Source organism: Streptomyces sp. NPDC017676 (genome assembly GCF_044329325.1).
Taxonomy (GTDB): domain Bacteria; phylum Actinomycetota; class Actinomycetes; order Streptomycetales; family Streptomycetaceae; genus Streptomyces.
In genome coordinates this window covers 173928-192588 of the sequence record NZ_JBIRJA010000020.1, presented here as the reverse complement: position 1 = coordinate 192588, position 18661 = coordinate 173928, and the positions used below count along the sequence as shown (strand labels likewise).

Here is an 18661-nt window from a genome sequence, read left to right as displayed (position 1 = left end):
TGCGCTCGTACGACGGTGCCGTTCCGGCTGTGCTCATGCGGCGGGGGTGCGGCTGCCGTCCGTGAGCAGCGCGGTGAGCAGCTGCCCCAGCCAGGCCCGGGCGGCCTCGACGTCCCGGTCCAGCAGCAGTTGGGTGGTGACCCCGTCGTAGGCGGCGACCACGGCGTGCGCGGCGCCGTCGGCGTCGCCGAGCACGGCGGGCAGTGCGGTGTGACCCCGGGCCCGGGAGAGCCGGTCGGCGATGGCCCGCCGGAGCCGGGCGCGGTGGTCGAGGAGGGCCCGGGCGACGTCCGGGTTCCGGGCCGCGTGCACCAGGAAGTCGGTCTTCACCAGCAGCCAGTCGACGTCGAGCAGCAGCACCTCGGTGACCCGGTCCACGGAGGCGGGCACGTCGAGGTCGGGTCCGTCCTGGGCGAGGGCGTCGGCAACCTGGGCGGCGATGAGGTCGGCGCGCTCCTGGTAGAGGGCGAAGAACAGCTCGTCCAGGGTGGCGAAGTTCGAGTAGAAGGCGCCCCGGCTGAACCCGGCCGCCTCGCAGACCTCCTCGATGGAGACGCGCCCGTAGCCCTTGGCCGCGAACACCGCGAAGGCGGCGTCGAGCAGCCGGGCGCGGGTGCGGACCCGGCGCCGGGTGACGCGTCCGGCCGTCTCCATGGCTGCCTCCTCGTCGAGTCGATACGCGAATGTATCGGATACACCGGTGTATCGAAAGCCCTCTGGACGCTCGTTGATCAAATGGAACGCATTTTCGATTAAGGAGTACGCTGGACCCATGTCCACGCACCTCCAGGGCTCCCTGTTCGACCAGACCGACGAGCTGAGGCTCGGCCCGCTCGACGGGCTGCGCCGGACCGAGCTGGGCTCGGGCGCCTGGATCGATGTCCTGCCGGGCTGGCTGAGCGGCGCCGACGACCTGTTCGAACACCTGGCGGCCGAGGTCCCCTGGCGGGCCGAGCAGCGCAAGATGTACGACAACGTGGTGGCGGTCCCACGCCTGCTCGCCTTCTACCAGGCCGAGGACCCGCTGCCCCACCCGGTCCTCGACGAGGCCCGCACCGCCCTGTCCCGGCACTACGCCGGCGAACTGGGCGAGCCGTTCACCACCGCCGGGCTGTGCTACTACCGCGACGGCCGGGACAGCGTCGCCTGGCACGGCGACCGGATCGGCCGGGGCTCCCGGGAGGACACGATGGTCGCGATCCTCTCCGTCGGCGAGCCCCGCGACCTGCTGCTGCGGCCGGCCGGCGGGGGCGGTACGGCGGTCCGGCGCCCGCTCGGCCACGGTGACCTCATCGTGATGGGCGGTTCCTGCCAGCGCACCTGGGAGCACTGCGTCCCCAAGACCAGCCGGGCCACGGGACCGCGCATCAGCATCCAGTTCCGCCCTCGCGGGGTCCACTGACGACCGGGCCCGCCCGCGCGGGACGAACCCCCGTCTGGTTGGCTGTCCCCGACGATCCGCCGCTGAGGGCTCGGAGAGATCATGCGGGCAGAGGTAAGACAAGTCGCCGACGGCACCTATCTGGTGCACGGCCACAACACCAACTGGGTGATCCTCAAGGACGGCGACGCCGTCACGCTGGTGGACACCGGCTATCCCGGGGACCGGCCCGGACTGCTGGAGTCCCTCGCGCACGTGGGGAGTTCACCGGACGCGGTCGCCGCCGTCCTCATCACCCACGCGCACAACGACCACCTGGGCTCCGCCGAGTACCTGCGCGCCGCCCACGGCACCCCGGTCTATCTCCACCCGGCCGAGGTCCCGCACGCCCGGCGCGACTTCCTCCAGCAGGCGACCATCGCCGACGTGGTGCGCAACGCCTGGCGGCCCGGCGTGCTGCCCTGGGCCGTGCACGTGATCCGGGTGGGCGGCACGGAGCAGCACCCCGTCACGGCACCCGAGCCGTTCCCCGCCGAGGGAGCGCTCGACCTGCCGGGGCGGCCGGTCCCCGTGCACACCCCCGGCCACACGGACGGCCACTGCGTCTACCACCTGCCCGACGCCGGCATCGTGATCTCCGGGGACGCACTGGTCAGCGGGCACGCCACCTCCCGGGTGAAGGGCCCGCAGCTCCTGCCCGACTTCTTCCACCACGACCGCGCGCGGACCCTGGCCTCCCTGGACGTGGTCGGCGCGCTCGACGGCGACACCCTGCTGCCCGGCCACGGACCACTCCACCACGGTTCGGTACGTGCCGCGGCCGAACAGGCCCGGGAACGGGCGTCGTAGCCGGACGAGCCGCCCGGGACACCGGTCCGCCGAAGCGCGCCGAGCCTCCGGAGGGACGGACCACGCGGAGGGCCCGGGTCGCGCGGAGGGCGGGGCCACCCGGAACGCCGGCCCGCGCGGAGGGCGAGGCCGCCCCGAACGCCGGGTCGCGCGGAGGGCGGACCCCACCCAAAGCCCGCCTGGCCTCCCACAGGGACCGCACCACCCGAAGCGCGCCCGGCCTCCCACAGGGACCGGTCTCCTCGAACAGGAGCGCGGGGCCTTAGGGTTCGTGCCATGGCCTTGCAGATCAGCGCCACGAACCCGGAGCACCCCGCGCTCCTGCTCGCGCTCCCCTGGGACACCCCGCTGGAGGAGTGGCCCGAGGAGTGCCTCGTGCCGCTCCCCCGCGGCATCTCCCGGCACGTGGTCCGTTATGCCCACGCCGGGGACGAGGTGATCGCCGTCAAGGAGCTGGCCGAACGGCCCGCGCTGCGCGAGTACGAGCTGCTGCGCGACCTGGACCGGCTCGGCATCCCCGCCGTCGACCCGCTGGCCGTGGTCACCGGCCGCACCGACCCCTCCGGCGCCCCGCTGGAGCCGGTGCTCGTCACCCGGCACCTGCGCGGCTCGATGCCGTACCGGTCGATGTTCGAGACGACCATGCGCCCGGCGACCATGCACCGGCTCATGGACGCCCTCGCCGTGCTGCTGGTCCGCCTCCACCTGGCCGGGTTCGCCTGGGGCGACTGCTCGTTGTCCAACACCCTGTTCCGGCGGGACGCGGGCGCCTACGCGGCCTATCTGGTCGACGCCGAGACCGGCGACCTGCACCCCCGGCTCAGCCCCGGACAGCGGGACTACGACCTGGACCTGGCCCGCGTGAACATCAGCGGCGAGCTGCTGGACCTGGAGGCGTCCGGCGCGCTGCACCCGTCCGTCGACCCGGTCGAGTTCGGCCACGAGATCTGCACCCGCTACCACGGCCTGTGGCAGGAGCTGACCCGCACCTCGGTGTACCCGGCGGGCAAGTACCACTACATCGAGCGCCGGATCCGCCGCCTGAACGACCTCGGCTTCGACGTCGCCGAGATGCAGATCGAGCACTCCTCCAACGGCGACACCGTCACCTTCGTGCCGAAGGTCGTCGACGCCGGCCACCACCAGCGGCAGCTGCTCCGCCTGACCGGCCTGGACGCCGAGGAGAACCAGGCCCGGCGGCTGCTGAACGACCTGGAGAGCTGGATGGCCACCCAGGACGACTACGCGCCCGGCGACCCCCTCGCCGCCCGCCCGGAGGTGCTCGCCCACCGCTGGGTGCGGGACGTGTTCCGGCCGACCGTGCGGGCGGTGCCCCTGGAGCTGCGCGGCTCCATGGACCCGGCCGAGATCTACCACGAGCTCCTCGAACACCGCTGGTACCTGTCCGAGCGCGCGCAGCACGACATAGGCCTCGACACCGCCGTCAAGGACTACATCGACAACGTCCTGCCCAAGGCCCGGGCCGGCCTGGAGACGGCCGGCCCGGAGTAGGTCACTCGTGCGGGACCACGGCCACCGGGCACTCGGAGTGGTGCAGCACCCCGTGCGCGACCGAGCCGATCCGGGCGCCGACGGCCGTGCGGCGCGCCCGGCGCCCGACGACCATCAGCTGGGCCCGGCCGGTCATCGACAGCAGCACCTGGCCGGCGCTGCCCATCTCGACGTGCTCGGCCACGGGCACCTCGGGGAACCGCTCGCGCCACGGCCCGAGGGCGTCGGCCAGTGCCTGCTTCTCGTACGGTTCGAGACCGCCCGCGTCGTCCAGCAGCTTGAGCGAACCGGGGCTGTAGGCGAAGACCGGCGGCAGGGTCCAGGCCCGGACGGCCCGGACGGCGGCGCCACGGGCCGCCGCCGTCTCGAAGGCGAACCGCAGCGCCGCCGCGCTGTCCTCGGGGCCGCCGTGCTGGCCGACCACGACGTCCCGGCCGGCCGCCTCCGCCGCGGGCTGGTCCCCGGCGCGCACCAGGACCACGGGCCGGGTCGCCTCGGCGATCACCTGCTGACCGACCGAGCCCAGCAGGAACCCGACGACGGGTCCGTGGCCGCGCGAGCCGAGCACCAGCATCTCGGCCCCGGCCGCCGCGTCGGCCAGCGCGTGCGCGGCGGCCCCCTCCACCACGTCGGTGGTCACCGTCAGCCCGGGGTGCCGCTCGGTGACGGTGCGCACGGCCGCCGTGACGCCCTCCGACACCCACCCGCGCTGGGTGTCCCGGTCGGCGGTGGCGAGCGCCTCGGCGTACCGCCAGGCATGGACCACCCGCAGCGGCAGCCCCCGGCGCACGGCCTCCCGGGCCGCCCAGTCCAGCGCGGCCAGGCTCTCCTCCGTACCGTCCACCCCTGCCGTGATCGGGCGTGTCATCCGTGGGCCTCCTCGTCGTCGCGTCCTCGGGTTCCGGATGCCCGCTGCCGGGCGCCGGTGCGCACCGTCATGATGATCTCTCCCACGGGCCGGCGCACCGGTTCCCGGGCAGCGGGGGCGCTGGGTGGTCACTGTCGGGCAAGTACCGGTCTCCGTCGGACAAGCGGAACCGGGAGCATCGAACATACGATGGCCTGGAACCGGGGCGGTGGTCCGCACGACACCGACCGAGGGGGATCCGACACTCGGGTGGGAGACGTATGGCACAGGCCGCCGACACCGCGCGGACCGTCATCCTGACCGTGGACGACGACCCGGGGGTCTCCCGTGCCGTCGCCCGCGATCTGAGACGGCGCTACGGCGAGTCGTACCGGATCGTGCGCGCGGAGTCCGGTGAGTCCGCCCTGGACGCGCTGCGCGAGCTGAAGCTGCGCGGCGACCTCGTCGCGGTGATCCTGGCCGACTACCGCATGCCGCAGATGAACGGCATCGAGTTCCTGGAGCAGGCGCTCGACGTGTACCCGGGGGCGCGCCGGGTGCTGCTGACCGCGTACGCGGACACCAACGCGGCGATCGACGCGATCAACGTGGTCGACCTGGACCACTATCTGCTCAAGCCGTGGGACCCGCCGGAGGAGAAGCTCTACCCGGTCCTGGACGATCTGCTGGACGCGTGGCGCAACAGCGCCTACAAGCCGGTGCCCAGCACCAAGGTCGTCGGGCACCGCTGGTCGGCGCGCTCCTCGGACGTGCGGGAGTTCCTGGCCCGCAACCAGGTGCCGTACCGCTGGTACTCGGTGGAGGAGCCGGAGGGGCAGCGGCTGCTGGCGGCGGCCGGGCAGGACGGGCAGCGGCTGCCGCTGGTGATCACCCCGGACTGCACGGTCCTGGTGGAACCCGAGGCGCCCGAGCTGGCCGCGCACGTGGGCCTGGCGACGACACCCACGTCCGACTTCTACGACCTCGTCGTGATCGGCGGCGGCCCGGCCGGGCTCGGCGCGGCCGTGTACGGGGCCTCCGAGGGCCTGCGGACCGTGCTGGTCGAGCGCTCGGCGACCGGCGGGCAGGCCGGGCAGAGCTCCCGGATCGAGAACTACCTCGGCTTCCCCGACGGGGTCTCCGGCGCCCAGCTCACCGACCGGGCACGGCGGCAGGCCGCCAAGTTCGGCGCGGAGATCCTGACCGCCCGGGAGGTGACGGGTCTGGAGGTCAACGGCGCCGCACGGGTCGTACGGTTCGCGGACGGCTCGGCGATCGCGGCGCACAGCGTGATCCTCGCGACGGGGGTGCAGTACCGCCAGCTTGAGGCGGCGGGCTGCACCGACCTGACCGGCTGCGGGGTGTTCTACGGCTCGGCACTGACCGAGGCCGCCTCCTGCCAGGGCCAGGACGTGTACATCGTCGGCGGCGCCAACTCGGCGGGCCAGGCGGCCATGTACCTGTCCCGGGGCGCGAAGTCGGTGACGCTGCTGGTGCGCGGCCCGGACCTGTCGGCGTCCATGTCGCACTACCTGATCCAGCAGATCGGCGAGGCCCCGAACATATCGGTGCGCTGCCGCACGGTCGTCGAGGAGGCGCACGGCGCCGAGCACCTGGAGCAGCTGACGCTGCGGAACACGGTGACCGGGGAGCGGGAACGGGTCGACGCGCAGTGGATGTTCGTGTTCATCGGCGCCGCCCCGCTGACCGACTGGCTGGGCGACACGGTGCTGCGCGACGGGCGCGGGTTCATCCTGGCCGGTCCCGACCTGACCGCCGACGGACGGCCGCCGGCCGGCTGGGAGCTGGACCGGCCGCCGTACCACCTGGAGACCAGCATCCCCGGGGTGTTCGTGGCGGGTGACGCGCGGTCCGAGTCCGCCAAGCGTGTCGCGTCCGCCGTCGGAGAGGGAGCCATGGCCGTGATGCTCGTCCACCGGTACCTGGAGCAGTCGTGAGCGGGCAGGTCGTGGCGTGCAGCCCGCAGGAGGTCGGCTCGCTGTTCCTCTTCGAGAAGCTCAGCGACGAGCAGCTGGGCCGGCTGTGCGCCCAGGGACGGGTGGAGCTGTTCCAGCCCGGCCCGGTCTACGCCGAGGGCGAGCCGGCCACCTGTTTCTTCGTGATGATCGAGGGCACGGTCGTGCTGTCCCGCCGGGTCGGCGGCGACGACGTGGAGGTCATCCGGACCTCGCAGCCCGGGGTGTACGCGGGCGCGATGCAGGCGTACCTCGGCGACCGGGTGCGGCAGGTCTACAACAACTCGATGCGGGTCACCGAGCCGACGCGGTTCTTCGTGCTGCCGGCGGAGCTCTTCTCCGAGGTCGTGCACGAGTGGTTCCCGATGGCGGTGCACCTGCTGGAGGGCCTGTTCTTCGGGACGAAGAACACCCAGGCGATGATCGGGCAGCGGGAGCGGCTGCTGGCGCTGGGCTCGCTGTCGGCGGGACTCACGCACGAGCTGAACAACCCCGCCGCGGCGGCGGTCCGGGCCACCGCGACCCTGCGGGAGCGGGTCGCGAAGATGCGGCGCAAGCTCGGTCTGATCGCCGAGGGCCCGTTCTCCCGCGAGGTGCTGGCGCGCCTGGTGGAGATCCAGGAGCGCACCGCGGAGCGGGTGGCGAAGGCCCCGGTGCTCAGCCCGCTTGAGGCCAGCGACCGGGAGGACACGCTCACCGACTGGCTGGAGGACCACGGCGTCGAGCAGGGCTGGCAGCTCGCGCCCACCTTCGTGCAGGCCGGGGTCGACGTGGACTGGCTGGAGCAGGTCGCGGCGGCGGTGGACGAGGAGATCCTGCCGAACGCGGTCGGCTGGCTCAACTACACCATCGAGACCGAGCTGTTGATGAACGAGATCGAGGACTCCACCACCCGCATCTCGCACCTCGTCGACGCGGCCAAGCAGTACTCGCAGCTCGACCGGGCGCCGTACCGGGTGGTGGACGTGCACGAACTCCTCGACAGCACGCTGCTGATGCTCTCCGGGAAGATCGGGCGGGGCATCGAGGTCGTCAAGGAGTACGACCGCACGCTCCCGCCGGTGCCCGCCTACCCGGCCGAGCTGAACCAGGTGTGGACGAACCTGGTGGACAACGCCGTCTCGGCCATGAACAGCGCGGGCGGCCAGGGCACGCTGACCGTGCGGACGGCGCTCCACAACGAGCGGCTGCTGGTCGAGTTCCGGGACACCGGTCCCGGTGTGCCGCCGGAGATCAAGGACCGGATCTTCGACCCGTTCTTCACCACCAAACCGGTCGGCGAGGGCACCGGGCTCGGCCTGGACATCTCCTGGCGGATCGTCGTCAACAAGCACCACGGCGCCCTGCGGGTGGAGTCGGTGCCGGGCGACACCCGCTTCCAGGTGCTGCTCCCCCTGACCGCCGAGACGCCCGACGAGGAGACGGTATGAACGACATCGACGGAATCGACCCCAGCGTCCCGCCGAGCGGCACGGGCTGTGTGGAGTGCGAGGAGGCGGGCGGCTGGTGGTTCCACCTCCGCCGGTGCGCACAGTGCGGGCACGTCGGCTGCTGCGACGACTCCCCCTCGAAGCACGCCACCGCCCACTACCGCGAGACGGGACACCCGATCATCCAGAGCTTCGAGCCGGGCGAGGACTGGTTCTGGGACTTCACCACCGACCAGCTGTACGGCTCCGGGCCCGAACTCACTCCCCCGGACTGCCACCCCGTCGACCAGCCGGTGCCGGGCCCGGCGGGCCGGGTGCCGGCGGACTGGGCGCGGACGCTGCGCTGAGGAACGCGACGGCCGGGCCGGGGCTCGCCCCCGGCCCGGCCGTCGCGTTCCCCGGACGCGCGGATGCCCCGCACGGGGCGGGGCATCCGGTGGTGCCGGTGTGGTCCGGTGTCCGTCAGTGACGGGCGCTCGGCGTGTTGGCGGCGGTGACGTTGACCGCGGCCCACGACTTGTCCACGGTCTTGTACTCGGTGCTGCTCGCGCCGTACAGGTCCTTGGCCGCCTTCAGCGTCGCGGTGCGCGCCTGGTGGAAGTCGGTCGTGGAGACCATGTAGCGGGTGAGCGCACGGTAGTAGATGGCCGTCGCCTTGGTGCGGCCGATGCCCTTGACCGCGATGTTGTGGTACGTCGGCGAGTTGTAGTTGACGCCGTTGATCGTCTTCTTGCCGCTGCCCTCGGCGAGGAGGTAGTAGGCGTGCGAGGAGACGCCCGAACCGGCGTGCACCTCCTCGTAGTAGGTGTCCGGTGACCAGTAGTCGATCGTGCCTTCGAGCTTGTCGAGGGACGGGTGGTCCAGGCGGCGCAGGAACTTCTGCGCGAGGCCCAGCTTCTCACCGACCAGGTAGTCCGGCGTGTCCTTCGTGTTCTTGGCGTAGAACTCGACGTTCGAGCCGAAGATGTCCGCGAGCGACTCGTTCAGCGAGCCCGGCTCGCCGTACTGGTTGCCGTCGGAGTCGACGAAGGTCGGCTGGAGGTTGGCGGTCGCCTCCACCACGCCGTGGGTCAGCTCGTGACCCGTGACGTCGAGCACGACGAGCGGCTTCTTGAACATCTGGCCGTCGCCGTCGCCGTACAGCATGCAGTTGCAGGCCGGGTCCCAGAAGGCGTTGGCGACCTTGTTGCCCCAGTGGACCATGCCCTGGGCGGCCTTGCTGTTGTTGGCGATGCCCTTGCGCTTGAACGTGGACTTGTAGAAGTCCAGCGTCTTGGTGATGCCGTACTGGGCGTCCGCGGCGGCGCTGACCCGGCTGGTGGTCTTGCCGTTGCCCCACACGTTGGTCGTGTTGGTGAGCTTCGAACCCGCGCTGAACTTCTCCGTGTACGAGCCCTTGGCGTCCCGCGTCTCGGTGCCGTACCGGTTGGGGTCCTTGAGCTGGTAGTGGCCGCGCGACGTCTGCGTGGTGGTCAGGGAGACGGTGCCCACGAAGAGGGTCTTGCCGGTGCCCTTGGCCGCCGACGGGTAGGCGGCGGCGCCGGCGCCGCGGGAGCCGACCAGGCCGGAGACGGCGGCGGCGGAGCCGCTGCCGGTGGCCGGGTCGAGGGTCTCGCCGCGCTCGCGCAGGGCGTCGAGCAGCTTGGGCGACAGGAACTCGTCCCTGGTCGGCGTGTTGCTGCGCACCTTGCCGGTGACGGCGTCCACGACGACCGTGCGGGCGCTGTCCTTGTCGGTGACGGTGACCTGGTAGGCGAGCGCGGAGGCACCGCCGCGGGCGTCGACGACGAGCTGCGCGCTGCCGGCGTCGCCCTTCGCGGCCTGGGCGGCCTTGGCGGCGGCCTGACCCGCGGTCAGCTTGGCCTTGGCGACGGCCGGCTTGACGGCGTGGTCGGCGGCGCGGGTCACGCCCGTGTAGCCGAGCCGGCGGTCGAGGTGGACGATGAGGTCGCCACCGAGCACCGGCAGGTCGTCGTGGGTGCGGACGAAACGGACGTGCCGGGCGCCCTCGGGGTCGATCATGACGTCCTGCGCGTGCAGTTCGTCGCCCTGGGAGACACCGGTCGCCGAGGCGTGCGCGAAGGCCGCGGTGCGCGCCGCCTCCACCACCGCCGTGGCGTTCGGGGCGGCGGAGGCGGCGGACCGCTCCACCCCCGTGGAAGGAGCCGCGAAGGCCGTACCGGCCAGGCCCGTGGCAGCGGTCGTCACCGCGACGGCGACGGCCACGGTGCGTATGTGCGGTCTACGCAATCTGATCAGGGTTCCTCCGTTCGAAGGCGGCCGGACTGCCCAACCGCCTTGAGGCATGGCGCGGTTGGGCGCCACGGGGGCCGGTCAGGCCCCGAGAGGTCACCCTTACGGATCAGTCATGGGCACGTAAAGCCGGAATGATCCATTTCGCGAACTTCTATGGCAATCCTTTACGAATGGCCGCCGCAGAGTGATCAACGGATGACAAGCTGTGTGTCGGCTGTGGAGACGCGGTCCCGATCCCCTGGGTTCCCAGGGCGGAATGTGACCGACATCGCATCAGGAACCGGCCGATGGGAGTGGGCAGGGGATGGTCTCGGCAACGGCGGTGCGGGGAGCGGTCCTCGGAGCGGTCGCGCTCTCGCTGCTCGCGGTTCCGGCGCGGGCCGCGACCGGGGGCCCGGGCACGCCGGCGCCGGCGGCGCTGCCGGCACCCGACACCGCGGGACTGGCCGCGGTGCTGCGGTCGGCGGTGGCGCAGGGCGCGCCGGGAGCGCTGGCCCGGATCGACGACCGGGGCAGGACGTACCAGGTCACCGAGGGCGTGGCCGACCGCGCCACCCGGCGGGCCATCAGCACCGACGACCGCTTCCGGATCGGGAGCGTCACCAGGACGTTCTCGGCCGTCGTGCTGCTCCAGCTCGTGGACGCACACCGGCTCTCGCCCGACGCTCCGGTCAACCGCTACCTGCCGAACCTGCTGCCGGACGACCGGATCACGGTCCGTCATGTGCTCGGCCACCGCAGTGGGCTGTACGACTGCACCGAGGACATGTTCGCGAACAGTGTCTCCGGCTTCGAGGCCGTCCGGAAGAAGGTCTTCACCTACCGGCAGCTGGTCGCCCTCTCCCTGAGGAAGCCCCGCACCAACGCGCCGGGCGCCGCGTACGCGTACTCCAACACCAACTTCGTCGTCGCCGGGCTGCTCATCGAGAAGCTCACCGGGCAGTCCGTGAAGACGGCGTACGAGAAGCGCGTCAACGGGGCCGCTGGAACTGAGGGACACGTTCTACGTCCATCCGGACACCGCGATCCCGGGCCGGTACACCCGCGGGTACCTGACGCCGGACACGGCGGGCGCCCCGCTGGTCGACGCGACCGCGCAGACCGTGTCCTGGGCGCAGAGCGCGGGGGCGGTCATCTCCAGCGCGCGGGACCTCGACGTCTTCTACAGCGCGCTGCTCAAGGGGAAGCTGATGTCCGCCGCGCGGCTCGCCGAGATGGCGCGGTTCACCCGGGTGACCAGCACGACGGCGTACGGGCTCGGGCTGCGGCGGCGGGACCTGTCCTGCGGGGTGTCGGTGTACGGGCACACGGGGGCGGTACAGGGGTACTACACGTACGCGTTCAGCACCAAGGACGGGACGCGGAGTCTCACGGCCGTGGCCAACACGTCGAACAACGGGAAGGTGCCGGACACGTTGGCCGGTGCGCTGGAGTCCGCGTTCTGCGGGAAGCGGTAGGGGCGGCCCGCGCCGTCGCCGAGTGCGCGTGCCGCGCCCCTGCGCCGGCGAGCGGGAACCCGCCGGCGCCCGGCCCGCGTCGTACCGGACATGGGGGAACTCGTCCCCGGCGGCAACGTGCCCTTGCCGGGAGGTCCGGTACGGCTTCGGGTGGCCGGTGCCTTCGACGTGTCCGCTCTTGTCACCGGGGCCGACGGGAAGGTCGCCGGCGACGGTGACTTCGTGTTCTACAACCAGCCCGACGCGCCCGGTGTCCGGCTGCGCGGGGACACGCTGACCGTCGATCCGGCGCGGTTGCGCAGGGGCGCGTGCCGGGTCACGGTCGTGGTCAGCGCGGCCGAGCCCGGCACCCCGCTCGGGCGGCTGCCCGCGCCCCGCCTCGCCGTCACCGACCGCTCCGGGCGTGCGGTGGCCGGGTTCGCGCCGCCCCGGCCCGGGCCGGAGACCGTGCTGCTGCTCGCCGAGCTCTATCACCGTCCGGGCACCGGCTGGAAGCTGCGGGCGATCGGGCAGGGGTACGCCGACGGGCTGGCGGGCCTCGCCCGGGACTTCGGGGTGGACGTGGCCGACGACGGCGGACAGTCGGCGGCGGCCGCACCACGGCGTCCGGCCGGCCCCGGGGCCTCCCCCGTGTCCGACGCGTTCATCCGCCTGGTCAACTCCGCCCGCGCCCGCGCCGGTCGCCCACCCGTCGTACCGGATCCGCGCCTGCTCTCGGCCGCGCGGGCGCATGCCCGGGCCATGGCGGACGGAGGGCGGCTCGGCGCGGAGGGACGGGACGGGGTGTCGGTGTACCAGCGGATCTCGGCCGCCGGGTACGGGTACGTGACCGTCGGCGAGCACCTCGTCTCGGGACCGCGCACCCCGGCCGAGTTCGTGGACCACTGCCTGGGTTCGGCGCGGGCCCGGCGCACCCTGTTCGACCCGGCGTTCCGGCATGCCGGGCTCGCCCACGCGGACGCGGGCGACCGGTACTGGACCGCGCTGTGGGCGGCACCGCTGACACCGGACGGGCTGGGGCGCTGGGTCGGCGAGGTCGTCGCCCGCACCAACGCCGAGCGCGCGCGGACCGGGCTGCCCCCGCTGGCCGTCGACCCGCTGCTCACCACCGCGGCGCAGGCGCACTGCGCCGACATGGTGGCCCGGGACTTCTACGCGCACACCTCCCCCGGCGGCGCCCAGCCCTGGGACCGGGCCGCCGCCGCGGGGTCCCGGCGGCGCCTGATCGGCGAGAACATCGCCTGCGGGCAGCGCTCCCCCGCCGAGGTCGTGGACGGCTGGATGGACAGTCCGGGCCATCGCGCCAACATCCTCAAGCGGGAGTTCACCCACATCGGTGTCGGCTTCACCGGCGGCGGCCGGGCGGGCACGTACTGGACGCAGCTGTTCGGTAGTTGAACCGATACCTTCGGTGATCTTGGCAGAAGGCCGTCGTCCACGACACCATGCCCCGCATGAAGAGTGATCTCTTTTCCAGCCAGCACATGGTGCAGCCGGCCGCGGAGCCGGGAATGTCCGTCGAGAACGCCAAGTGCATCAAGTACACGGTGAACGGCGAGATGTACGCCCGGCAGGGCGCGATGGTGGCCTACCGCGGCAGCCTCAAGTTCGAACGCAAGGGGCAGGGCGTCGGCGGCATGCTCAAGCGTGCGGTCACCGGTGAGGGTCTGCCCCTCATGACGGTGAGCGGGCAGGGCGAGGCGTGGTTCGCGCACGAGGCGCAGAACTGCTTCATCGTCGATGTCGAGCCCGGCGACCAGTTCACCGTCAACGGCCGCAACGTCCTGTGTTTCGACACCTCGCTGTCGTACGAGATCAAGACGATGAAGGGTTCCGGCATCGCCGGTGGCGGCCTGTTCAACAGCGTCTTCAGCGGGCACGGCCGGCTCGGTCTGATCTGCGACGGCAATCCCCTGGTCATACCGGTGACCGCGCAGGGCCCGGTGTACGTCGACACGGACGCGGTGGTGGGCTGGACGGCGAACCTGCAGACCTCACTGCACCGCTCGCAGTCCTTCGGCTCGATGCTGCGCGGCGGTTCGGGCGAGGCCGTGCAGCTGATGCTCCAGGGCGAGGGGTACGTCGTGGTACGGCCCAGCGAGGTGACGCCCCACAAGGACGATGACTGACCTCCGCGCCTGATCCACACGAGGCGGGCAACCCCCGCCGCCGTACCCACGTCTTGGCCATCGGCAGACCGAGCCCCGGCCCCCTCGGGCCGGGGCGATTTTCCGAGACGCTGTACACGCCATCGCCGGTGTGCCTCGGCGACGGCGACCCCGCAGCGCGCCGGGGTGTCCGGCGTGATCGGCCTCGCGCAGTCGCTCGGTGCCGGCGGTCGCGGTCGAGCTGGTGCACGCCTTCTCGTTGCTGCACGACGACATCATGGACGACGACGCGACCCGGCGCCGCCGCCCCGCCGTCGGGCAGGCCTACGGCACGGGTCCGGCCGTGCTGGCCGGGGACGCCCTGTTCGCGCTGGCGGTGGACACCCTCGCCGCCACGCCGGAGGGCGCCTGCGCGGTACGGCTGCTGTCGGCGGCCCTCGCCGATCTGGTGCGCGGGCAGGCCGACGACCTGCTGTTCGCCACCCGGCCCTGGACCGGCCCGGACCGGGTCACACCCGAGGAGTACCGGGCGATGGCGGAGGGCAAGACCGGCGCGCTGCTGGGCTGTGCCGTCGCGCTGGGCGCCACGCTCGGCGGGGCGCCCCCGGACACGGCCGACACGCTCGACCGGGCCGGCCGCCACCTCGGCGTCGCCTTCCAGCTCGTGGACGACGTACTCGGCATCTGGGGCGATCCGGCCGTCACCGGCAAGCCCGCGGGCGGCGATCTGCGGGAGCGGAAGAAGACGTTCCCGGTGCTGGCCGCGTTCGGCTCCCCGGCGGCCAGACGGCTGCCCGCGTTGCTCGGCCCGGACGGGCACACCGAGGAGGCCGCCGCGCTGGTCGAGGCGGTGGGGGCCGTACGGCGGCCCTGGCCGAGGCCTGGGCCCACACGGCCGCGGCGCGGGAGCTGCTCACCACCGCGCCCCTGGCCGCCGGGGCCGCCGGGGCCGCCGGGGCCGCCGAGGAGCTGACCGAGCTGCTGGAGTCCCTGCTGGACCGCGCGCTGTAGCCATGATCCGGAACGGCGTTGACCTCCGGACTCCCGGCGGGTCAAGGTGCGAGGGGCGCGGTCCGACCCGCGCCGGAAGGGTGGAGCACCGTGATCGAGATCTCGGACATCGAAACCGCCGCCCGGCGGATCGCCGGGCACGTCGTCCGCACGCCGACGGTACCGAGCCCCGGCCTCGGCACGCTGCTCGGCGTCCCCGTCACCGCCAAGCTGGAACTGCTCCAGCGCACCGGCTCGTTCAAGGCCCGCGGGGCCACGGCGAAGCTGCTGTCGCTGAGCGAGGCCGAGCGTGCGGCGGGGGTGGTCGCGGTGAGCGGCGGCAACCACGGGATCGCGCTCGCGGTGATGGCCGCGGCCCTCGATGTGAAGGCGACCGTGGTCATGCCGCGCACCGCGCCCGCGCGCTCTCTCGCGCTCGCCGAGGAGGCCGGGGCGGTGGTGCGGCTGACCGACGGCATGGACAGCGCCTTCGAGCTGGTGACGCGGCTGCGGGACGAGGGCCTGACCCTGGTCCACCCGTTCGACGACCCGGTCGTGATCGCCGGACAGGGCACCGTGGGCCTTGAACTGGCCGAGGACGCCGGGGAGCTGACGGACGTCGTCGTCAGCGTGGGCGGCGGCGGTCTGATCGCCGGGGTCGCGGCGGCCCTGCGCGCCCGTCGGCCCGGGGTGCGCGTGTGGGGCGTGGAGACCGGGGGCGCGGAGGCGATGTCCGGCGCCCTTCAGGCCGGCGGTCCGGTGCCCGTCCCGCTGTCCTCACTGGTCACCACGCTGAGCGCGCCCTCGGTGTCGCAGTTGACGTACGACCATGTGTCCGCGCTGGTCGAGGAGGTGCTGGTGGTCACGGACCGGGACGCGGTGCGGGGCTGTCTGGACCTCGCCGAGCACGCCAAGGTGTGGGCCGAGCCGGCCGCGGGCTGTCTGCTGCCGGCGGCCCGGCAGGTGGTGGAGCGGGTCGGCGACGGGGCCCGGATCGGGCTCGTGGTGTGCGGGGGCAACACGACACCCCGGGAACTCACCGACTGGGCGGGCCGCTTCAGCCTGCTCTGACAGCGCTGCTGTGCGGACTCCGCCGTCACGACCGCGCTGTGAGAGCTTTTGGGCGCGCCCCTGAACGCACCCCCGCCCGCCCCGCGTACCTCTGGGAAAGACGAGGCAGGGGTTTCAGCGAGGGATGACCATGGTCAAGGCGCACGTCTTCGCACACGAGTTGGTCGCCGGACGCTACCGGCTCCTGGAGGTCTTCTCCCGCGAGACGAACCGCCTGTGGTGGTACGCCGAGGACGTGGCGGCGGAGCAGCCCCGCCTGGTGGCGCAGACGGCCCTGCCGGAGCCCGCCGGCCAGGACACCGCGCGGCGCGTCACCGCCCGGGTCGTGCGCACCTCTCAGACGATGCGGCTGCTGCGCCCCGGCCAGGTGGCGGCGGTCGTCGACGCCGTGGTGGAGGCGGGCGCCCTGTGGACGGTCACCGAGTGGATCGACGGCACGCCCCTGGGCGAACTCCTCGCCGGGGAGGGCTCGTTCCACCCGGTGCGGGCGGCCCGGCTCGGCCTGGAGCTGCTGGACGTGCTCCAGGCCGCGCACGACGAGGGCGTCACGCACGGCGAGCTGAGCCCCGGCCAGGTCTTCGTACGGGACGACGGCCCGGTCGTCGTCACCGGGTTCGGGCTGGCGGGCGCGACGCTCGTGCCGAGGCTGACGGCACCGTCGTACGCCTCGCCGGAGCAGGCCCGCGACGAGCGCATCGGCCCGGCCGCCGACCTGTGGGCGCTGGGCGCGCTGCTCTACACGATGGTCGAGGGCCGGCCGCCGTTCCGGGACCGTGGCCGGCCCGACGCCACGCTGAAGGCGGTGGACCGGCTGCCGCTGCGCACCCCGCTGCGCGCCGGGCCGCTCACCCAGGCCGTGCAGGGTCTGCTGCGCAAGGACGCGCGGGAGCGGCTGACCCGGCCGGTGGTCCGCGAGGCGCTGACCCGGGCGCTGCGCGAGGACACGGACGCGGAGCGGCCACCGGCCCCCGAGCCCCGGCTGCGCGGCGCGTACCGGGCCGTGCGTCACGCCGGACCCCCGCGGGACAGACGGGCCCTGGCCGCCGGCACCGCGCTGGCCGTGGTCACCGTGGCCGCGGCGGCACTGGCCGCGTCCGGCGCGCTGTCGTCCGGCACGGACACGGCGGGGGCGCCGCCCCGGGCGACCCCGTCCGGCCCCGGCGCCCGGCAACCGGGTGGCGGGGCCACACCCACCTCGGCCCCCTCCTCGAAGCCGGTCCCCGCCCTGCCGGCCGGCTACCGCCGGTACACCGCCCCGGAGGGCTTCTCGGTGGCGCTGCCCGGCGGCTGGAAGCGGCTGACCACCTCCCGGGTGTCCGATCTGGCATATCGCGTCACCTTCGGCCGGGGCGGCGACGCGCCGACGCTCGCCGTGACCTACAGCGAGCGCGTCGGCCCCGACCCGGTCGCCGTCTGGCGGGACGACGTCGAGCCCGGGTTGAGGGAGCTGCCCGGTTACGACCGCGTCGGCGCCGTGCGGGCGACCACCTACCAGGGCCGCAGGGCCGCCGACCTGGAGTGGCTGGCGGGGTCCGGGGACACCCGGGCGCACACCTTCGGGCGGGGCTTCCTGCTGGGCGGGACGCGGGGCTTCTCGCTGCGTTTCACCACCCCGGCCGCGGCCTGGGACGACGCGGCCAACCGGCTGGCGCTGAAGACGTTCCTGGGGACCTTCCGCACGCCGGAGGAGTGACCCGGGCGCCTCGGCCGTTTTCCGGGCGCCGACCCGGGGACTCGCCACCCATGGTGCAAATCGGATACACGATGATGACCGAGCAGGCAGGTCCCCGGGATCTGGTGGACCACGTGGTGAAGGCCGAGGAGGCGGGTTTCGACTTCTCTGTGATCTCGGACCACTACTTCCCGTGGCTGCGCTCGCAGGGGCACGCCTCGTACGCGTGGAGCGTGCTGGGCGCCGCCGCCCAGGCCACTTCGCGGATCCCCCTGATGACGTACGTCACCTGTCCCATCCTGCGCTACCACCCGGCGATCGTGGCGCAGAAGGCGGCGACCGTGCAGCTGCTGTCGGAGGGCAGGTTCCGGCTCGGCCTCGGCGCCGGCGAGAACCTGAACGAGCATGTCGTGGGCGGCGGCTGGCCACCGGTGGACGTGCGCCACGAGATGCTCGAAGAGGCGGTGGAGATCATCCGGGCGCTGTTCGAGGGCGGCCACGTCACGCATCACGGGCAGCACTACGACGTGGAGTCGGCCCGGCTGTGGGACCTGCCGGAGCAGGCGCCGCCGATCGGCATCGCCGTCTCCGGTGACCAGTCCTGCAAGCTGGCCGGCCACCTCGCCGACCTGGTGATCGCGACGGAGCCGAAGGCGGGCCTGCTGGAGGCGTTCGACCGGCACGGCGGCAGCGGCAAGCCCCGGGTCGGCCAGCTGCCGGTGTGCTACGACCCGGACCGGGAGACGGCGGTCAAGCGCGCCCACTCCCAGTTCCGCTGGTTCGGGCTGGGCTGGAAGGTGAACGCCGAACTGCCGCACCCGGACTCCTTCGAGGCCGCGACCCAGTTCGTGACCGAGGACGACGTCGCCTCCTCCATCCCGTGCGGTGACGACCCGGACGCGTTCGTGGAGGCCGTACGGCCCTACGCGGAGGCCGGGTTCGGGGAGGTCGCCCTGGTCCAGATCGGCGGCGACACGCAGCCCGAGTTCCTTGACTGGTCGGCGAAGACCCTGCTGCCGGCGCTGCGGGAGGCGTTCGCCTGACGGCGTACCGCCGCGCGGCACGCCTCCGACCTGCGCTCCCGGGCCGCACGGCCGCGGCTGCCGCCCGGC

General features: G+C 73.2%; 15 protein-coding genes and 2 pseudogenes. 13 read left to right on the top strand and 4 right to left on the bottom strand.

The features are described from left to right. Positions 1–33: 33 nt before the first annotated feature. Positions 34–654: a TetR/AcrR family transcriptional regulator gene (locus tag ACH4LD_RS35560; protein WP_398058233.1), complete on the bottom strand. Its 621-nt coding sequence runs from the start codon at positions 652–654 to the stop codon at positions 34–36. A 118-nt stretch (positions 655–772) separates the two neighbouring features. Between ACH4LD_RS35560 and ACH4LD_RS35555 the strand changes: the two genes are divergently transcribed. The 3 genes from ACH4LD_RS35555 (at position 773) to ACH4LD_RS35545 (ending at position 3742) form a co-directional block, all read left to right on the top strand. Then, a complete protein-coding gene (locus tag ACH4LD_RS35555; protein WP_398058232.1) occupies positions 773–1402 on the top strand; it encodes an alpha-ketoglutarate-dependent dioxygenase AlkB in 630 nt (209 codons plus the stop codon). 81 nt (positions 1403–1483) lie between these two features. Beyond that, entirely contained in the window at positions 1484–2230 is a 747-nt protein-coding gene (locus ACH4LD_RS35550; protein WP_398058231.1) for an MBL fold metallo-hydrolase, read from the top strand. Between the two features lie 276 nt (positions 2231–2506). After that, positions 2507–3742 (top strand): DUF4032 domain-containing protein, encoded by a 1236-nt coding sequence (locus ACH4LD_RS35545; RefSeq protein WP_398058230.1) that lies wholly within the window; start codon positions 2507–2509, stop codon positions 3740–3742. 1 nt (position 3743) lies between these two features. Here ACH4LD_RS35545 and ACH4LD_RS35540 read toward each other — a convergent pair whose 3' ends face one another. Then, positions 3744–4610 (bottom strand): universal stress protein, encoded by an 867-nt coding sequence (locus ACH4LD_RS35540; RefSeq protein WP_398058229.1) that lies wholly within the window; start codon positions 4608–4610, stop codon positions 3744–3746. Between the two features lie 260 nt (positions 4611–4870). On the opposite strand from ACH4LD_RS35540, the gene ACH4LD_RS35535 reads away from it, so the two are divergent. From ACH4LD_RS35535 to ACH4LD_RS35525, 3 genes are read left to right on the top strand one after another with little or no spacing between them, the layout of a single operon-like run. Continuing rightward, positions 4871–6547: an FAD-dependent oxidoreductase gene (locus ACH4LD_RS35535; RefSeq protein ID WP_132790373.1), complete on the top strand. Its 1677-nt coding sequence runs from the start codon at positions 4871–4873 to the stop codon at positions 6545–6547. Then, positions 6544–7995: an ATP-binding protein gene (locus tag ACH4LD_RS35530; RefSeq protein ID WP_398058228.1), complete on the top strand. Its 1452-nt coding sequence runs from the start codon at positions 6544–6546 to the stop codon at positions 7993–7995. Before ACH4LD_RS35535 ends, ACH4LD_RS35530 begins: the two co-directional genes overlap by 4 nt. Continuing rightward, a complete protein-coding gene (locus tag ACH4LD_RS35525) occupies positions 7992–8342 on the top strand; it encodes a UBP-type zinc finger domain-containing protein (RefSeq protein WP_103816668.1) in 351 nt (116 codons plus the stop codon). The genes ACH4LD_RS35530 and ACH4LD_RS35525 overlap by 4 nt, the downstream gene beginning before the upstream one ends. Positions 8343–8457: 115 nt before the next feature. Here the strand turns inward: ACH4LD_RS35525 and ACH4LD_RS35520 are convergent, their stop codons facing one another. Together ACH4LD_RS35520 and ACH4LD_RS35515 are read right to left on the bottom strand one after the other, a co-directional pair. Continuing rightward, complete coding sequence (locus ACH4LD_RS35520; RefSeq protein WP_398106208.1) at positions 8458–10221, bottom strand: M4 family metallopeptidase; 1764 nt, start codon at positions 10219–10221, stop codon at positions 8458–8460. A gap of 303 nt (positions 10222–10524) precedes the next feature. Next, positions 10525–10854, bottom strand: a complete 330-nt coding sequence (locus ACH4LD_RS35515; protein ID WP_398058260.1) for a hypothetical protein — start codon at positions 10852–10854, stop codon at positions 10525–10527. Here ACH4LD_RS35515 and ACH4LD_RS35510 point away from each other — a divergent pair. The 7 genes and pseudogenes from ACH4LD_RS35510 to ACH4LD_RS35480 all read left to right on the top strand — a co-directional run bounded on the left by ACH4LD_RS35510 (position 10742) and on the right by ACH4LD_RS35480 (position 18592). Then, positions 10742–11708 (top strand): annotated as a pseudogene (locus tag ACH4LD_RS35510) (serine hydrolase domain-containing protein). The gene ACH4LD_RS35515 and the pseudogene ACH4LD_RS35510 sit on opposite strands and share 113 nt — an antisense overlap. A gap of 90 nt (positions 11709–11798) precedes the next feature. Then, positions 11799–13106 (top strand): CAP domain-containing protein, encoded by a 1308-nt coding sequence (locus ACH4LD_RS35505; protein ID WP_398058226.1) that lies wholly within the window; start codon positions 11799–11801, stop codon positions 13104–13106. A 56-nt stretch (positions 13107–13162) separates the two neighbouring features. Continuing rightward, entirely contained in the window at positions 13163–13837 is a 675-nt protein-coding gene (locus tag ACH4LD_RS35500) for an AIM24 family protein (protein WP_398058225.1), read from the top strand. Between the two features lie 9 nt (positions 13838–13846). Next, positions 13847–14827 (top strand): annotated as a pseudogene (locus ACH4LD_RS35495) (polyprenyl synthetase family protein). A gap of 90 nt (positions 14828–14917) precedes the next feature. After that, positions 14918–15877 (top strand): threonine/serine dehydratase, encoded by a 960-nt coding sequence (locus ACH4LD_RS35490; RefSeq protein ID WP_398058224.1) that lies wholly within the window; start codon positions 14918–14920, stop codon positions 15875–15877. A gap of 124 nt (positions 15878–16001) precedes the next feature. Then, on the top strand, positions 16002–17570 hold the full coding sequence (locus ACH4LD_RS35485; RefSeq protein WP_398058223.1) for a serine/threonine protein kinase: 1569 nt from the start codon (positions 16002–16004) through the stop codon (positions 17568–17570). A gap of 50 nt (positions 17571–17620) precedes the next feature. Continuing rightward, positions 17621–18592, top strand: a complete 972-nt coding sequence (locus ACH4LD_RS35480; RefSeq protein ID WP_398058222.1) for an LLM class F420-dependent oxidoreductase — start codon at positions 17621–17623, stop codon at positions 18590–18592. Positions 18593–18661: the final 69 nt, after the last annotated feature.

Excerpts from the sequence above, each read along its gene's own strand:
- ACH4LD_RS35560 (WP_398058233.1), bottom strand. The coding sequence starts at position 654 with ATGGAGACGGCCGGACGCGTCACCCGGCGCCGGGTCCGCACCCGCGCC.
- ACH4LD_RS35555 (WP_398058232.1), top strand. The coding sequence starts at position 773 with ATGTCCACGCACCTCCAGGGCTCCCTGTTCGACCAGACCGACGAGCTG.
- ACH4LD_RS35550 (WP_398058231.1), top strand. The coding sequence starts at position 1,484 with ATGCGGGCAGAGGTAAGACAAGTCGCCGACGGCACCTATCTGGTGCAC.
- ACH4LD_RS35545 (WP_398058230.1), top strand. The coding sequence starts at position 2,507 with ATGGCCTTGCAGATCAGCGCCACGAACCCGGAGCACCCCGCGCTCCTG.
- ACH4LD_RS35540 (WP_398058229.1), bottom strand. The coding sequence starts at position 4,610 with ATGACACGCCCGATCACGGCAGGGGTGGACGGTACGGAGGAGAGCCTG.
- ACH4LD_RS35535 (WP_132790373.1), top strand. The coding sequence starts at position 4,871 with ATGGCACAGGCCGCCGACACCGCGCGGACCGTCATCCTGACCGTGGAC.
- ACH4LD_RS35525 (WP_103816668.1), top strand. The coding sequence starts at position 7,992 with ATGAACGACATCGACGGAATCGACCCCAGCGTCCCGCCGAGCGGCACG.
- ACH4LD_RS35505 (WP_398058226.1), top strand. The coding sequence starts at position 11,799 with ATGGGGGAACTCGTCCCCGGCGGCAACGTGCCCTTGCCGGGAGGTCCG.
- ACH4LD_RS35500 (WP_398058225.1), top strand. The coding sequence starts at position 13,163 with ATGAAGAGTGATCTCTTTTCCAGCCAGCACATGGTGCAGCCGGCCGCG.
- ACH4LD_RS35485 (WP_398058223.1), top strand. The coding sequence starts at position 16,002 with ATGACCATGGTCAAGGCGCACGTCTTCGCACACGAGTTGGTCGCCGGA.
- ACH4LD_RS35480 (WP_398058222.1), top strand. The coding sequence starts at position 17,621 with ATGGTGCAAATCGGATACACGATGATGACCGAGCAGGCAGGTCCCCGG.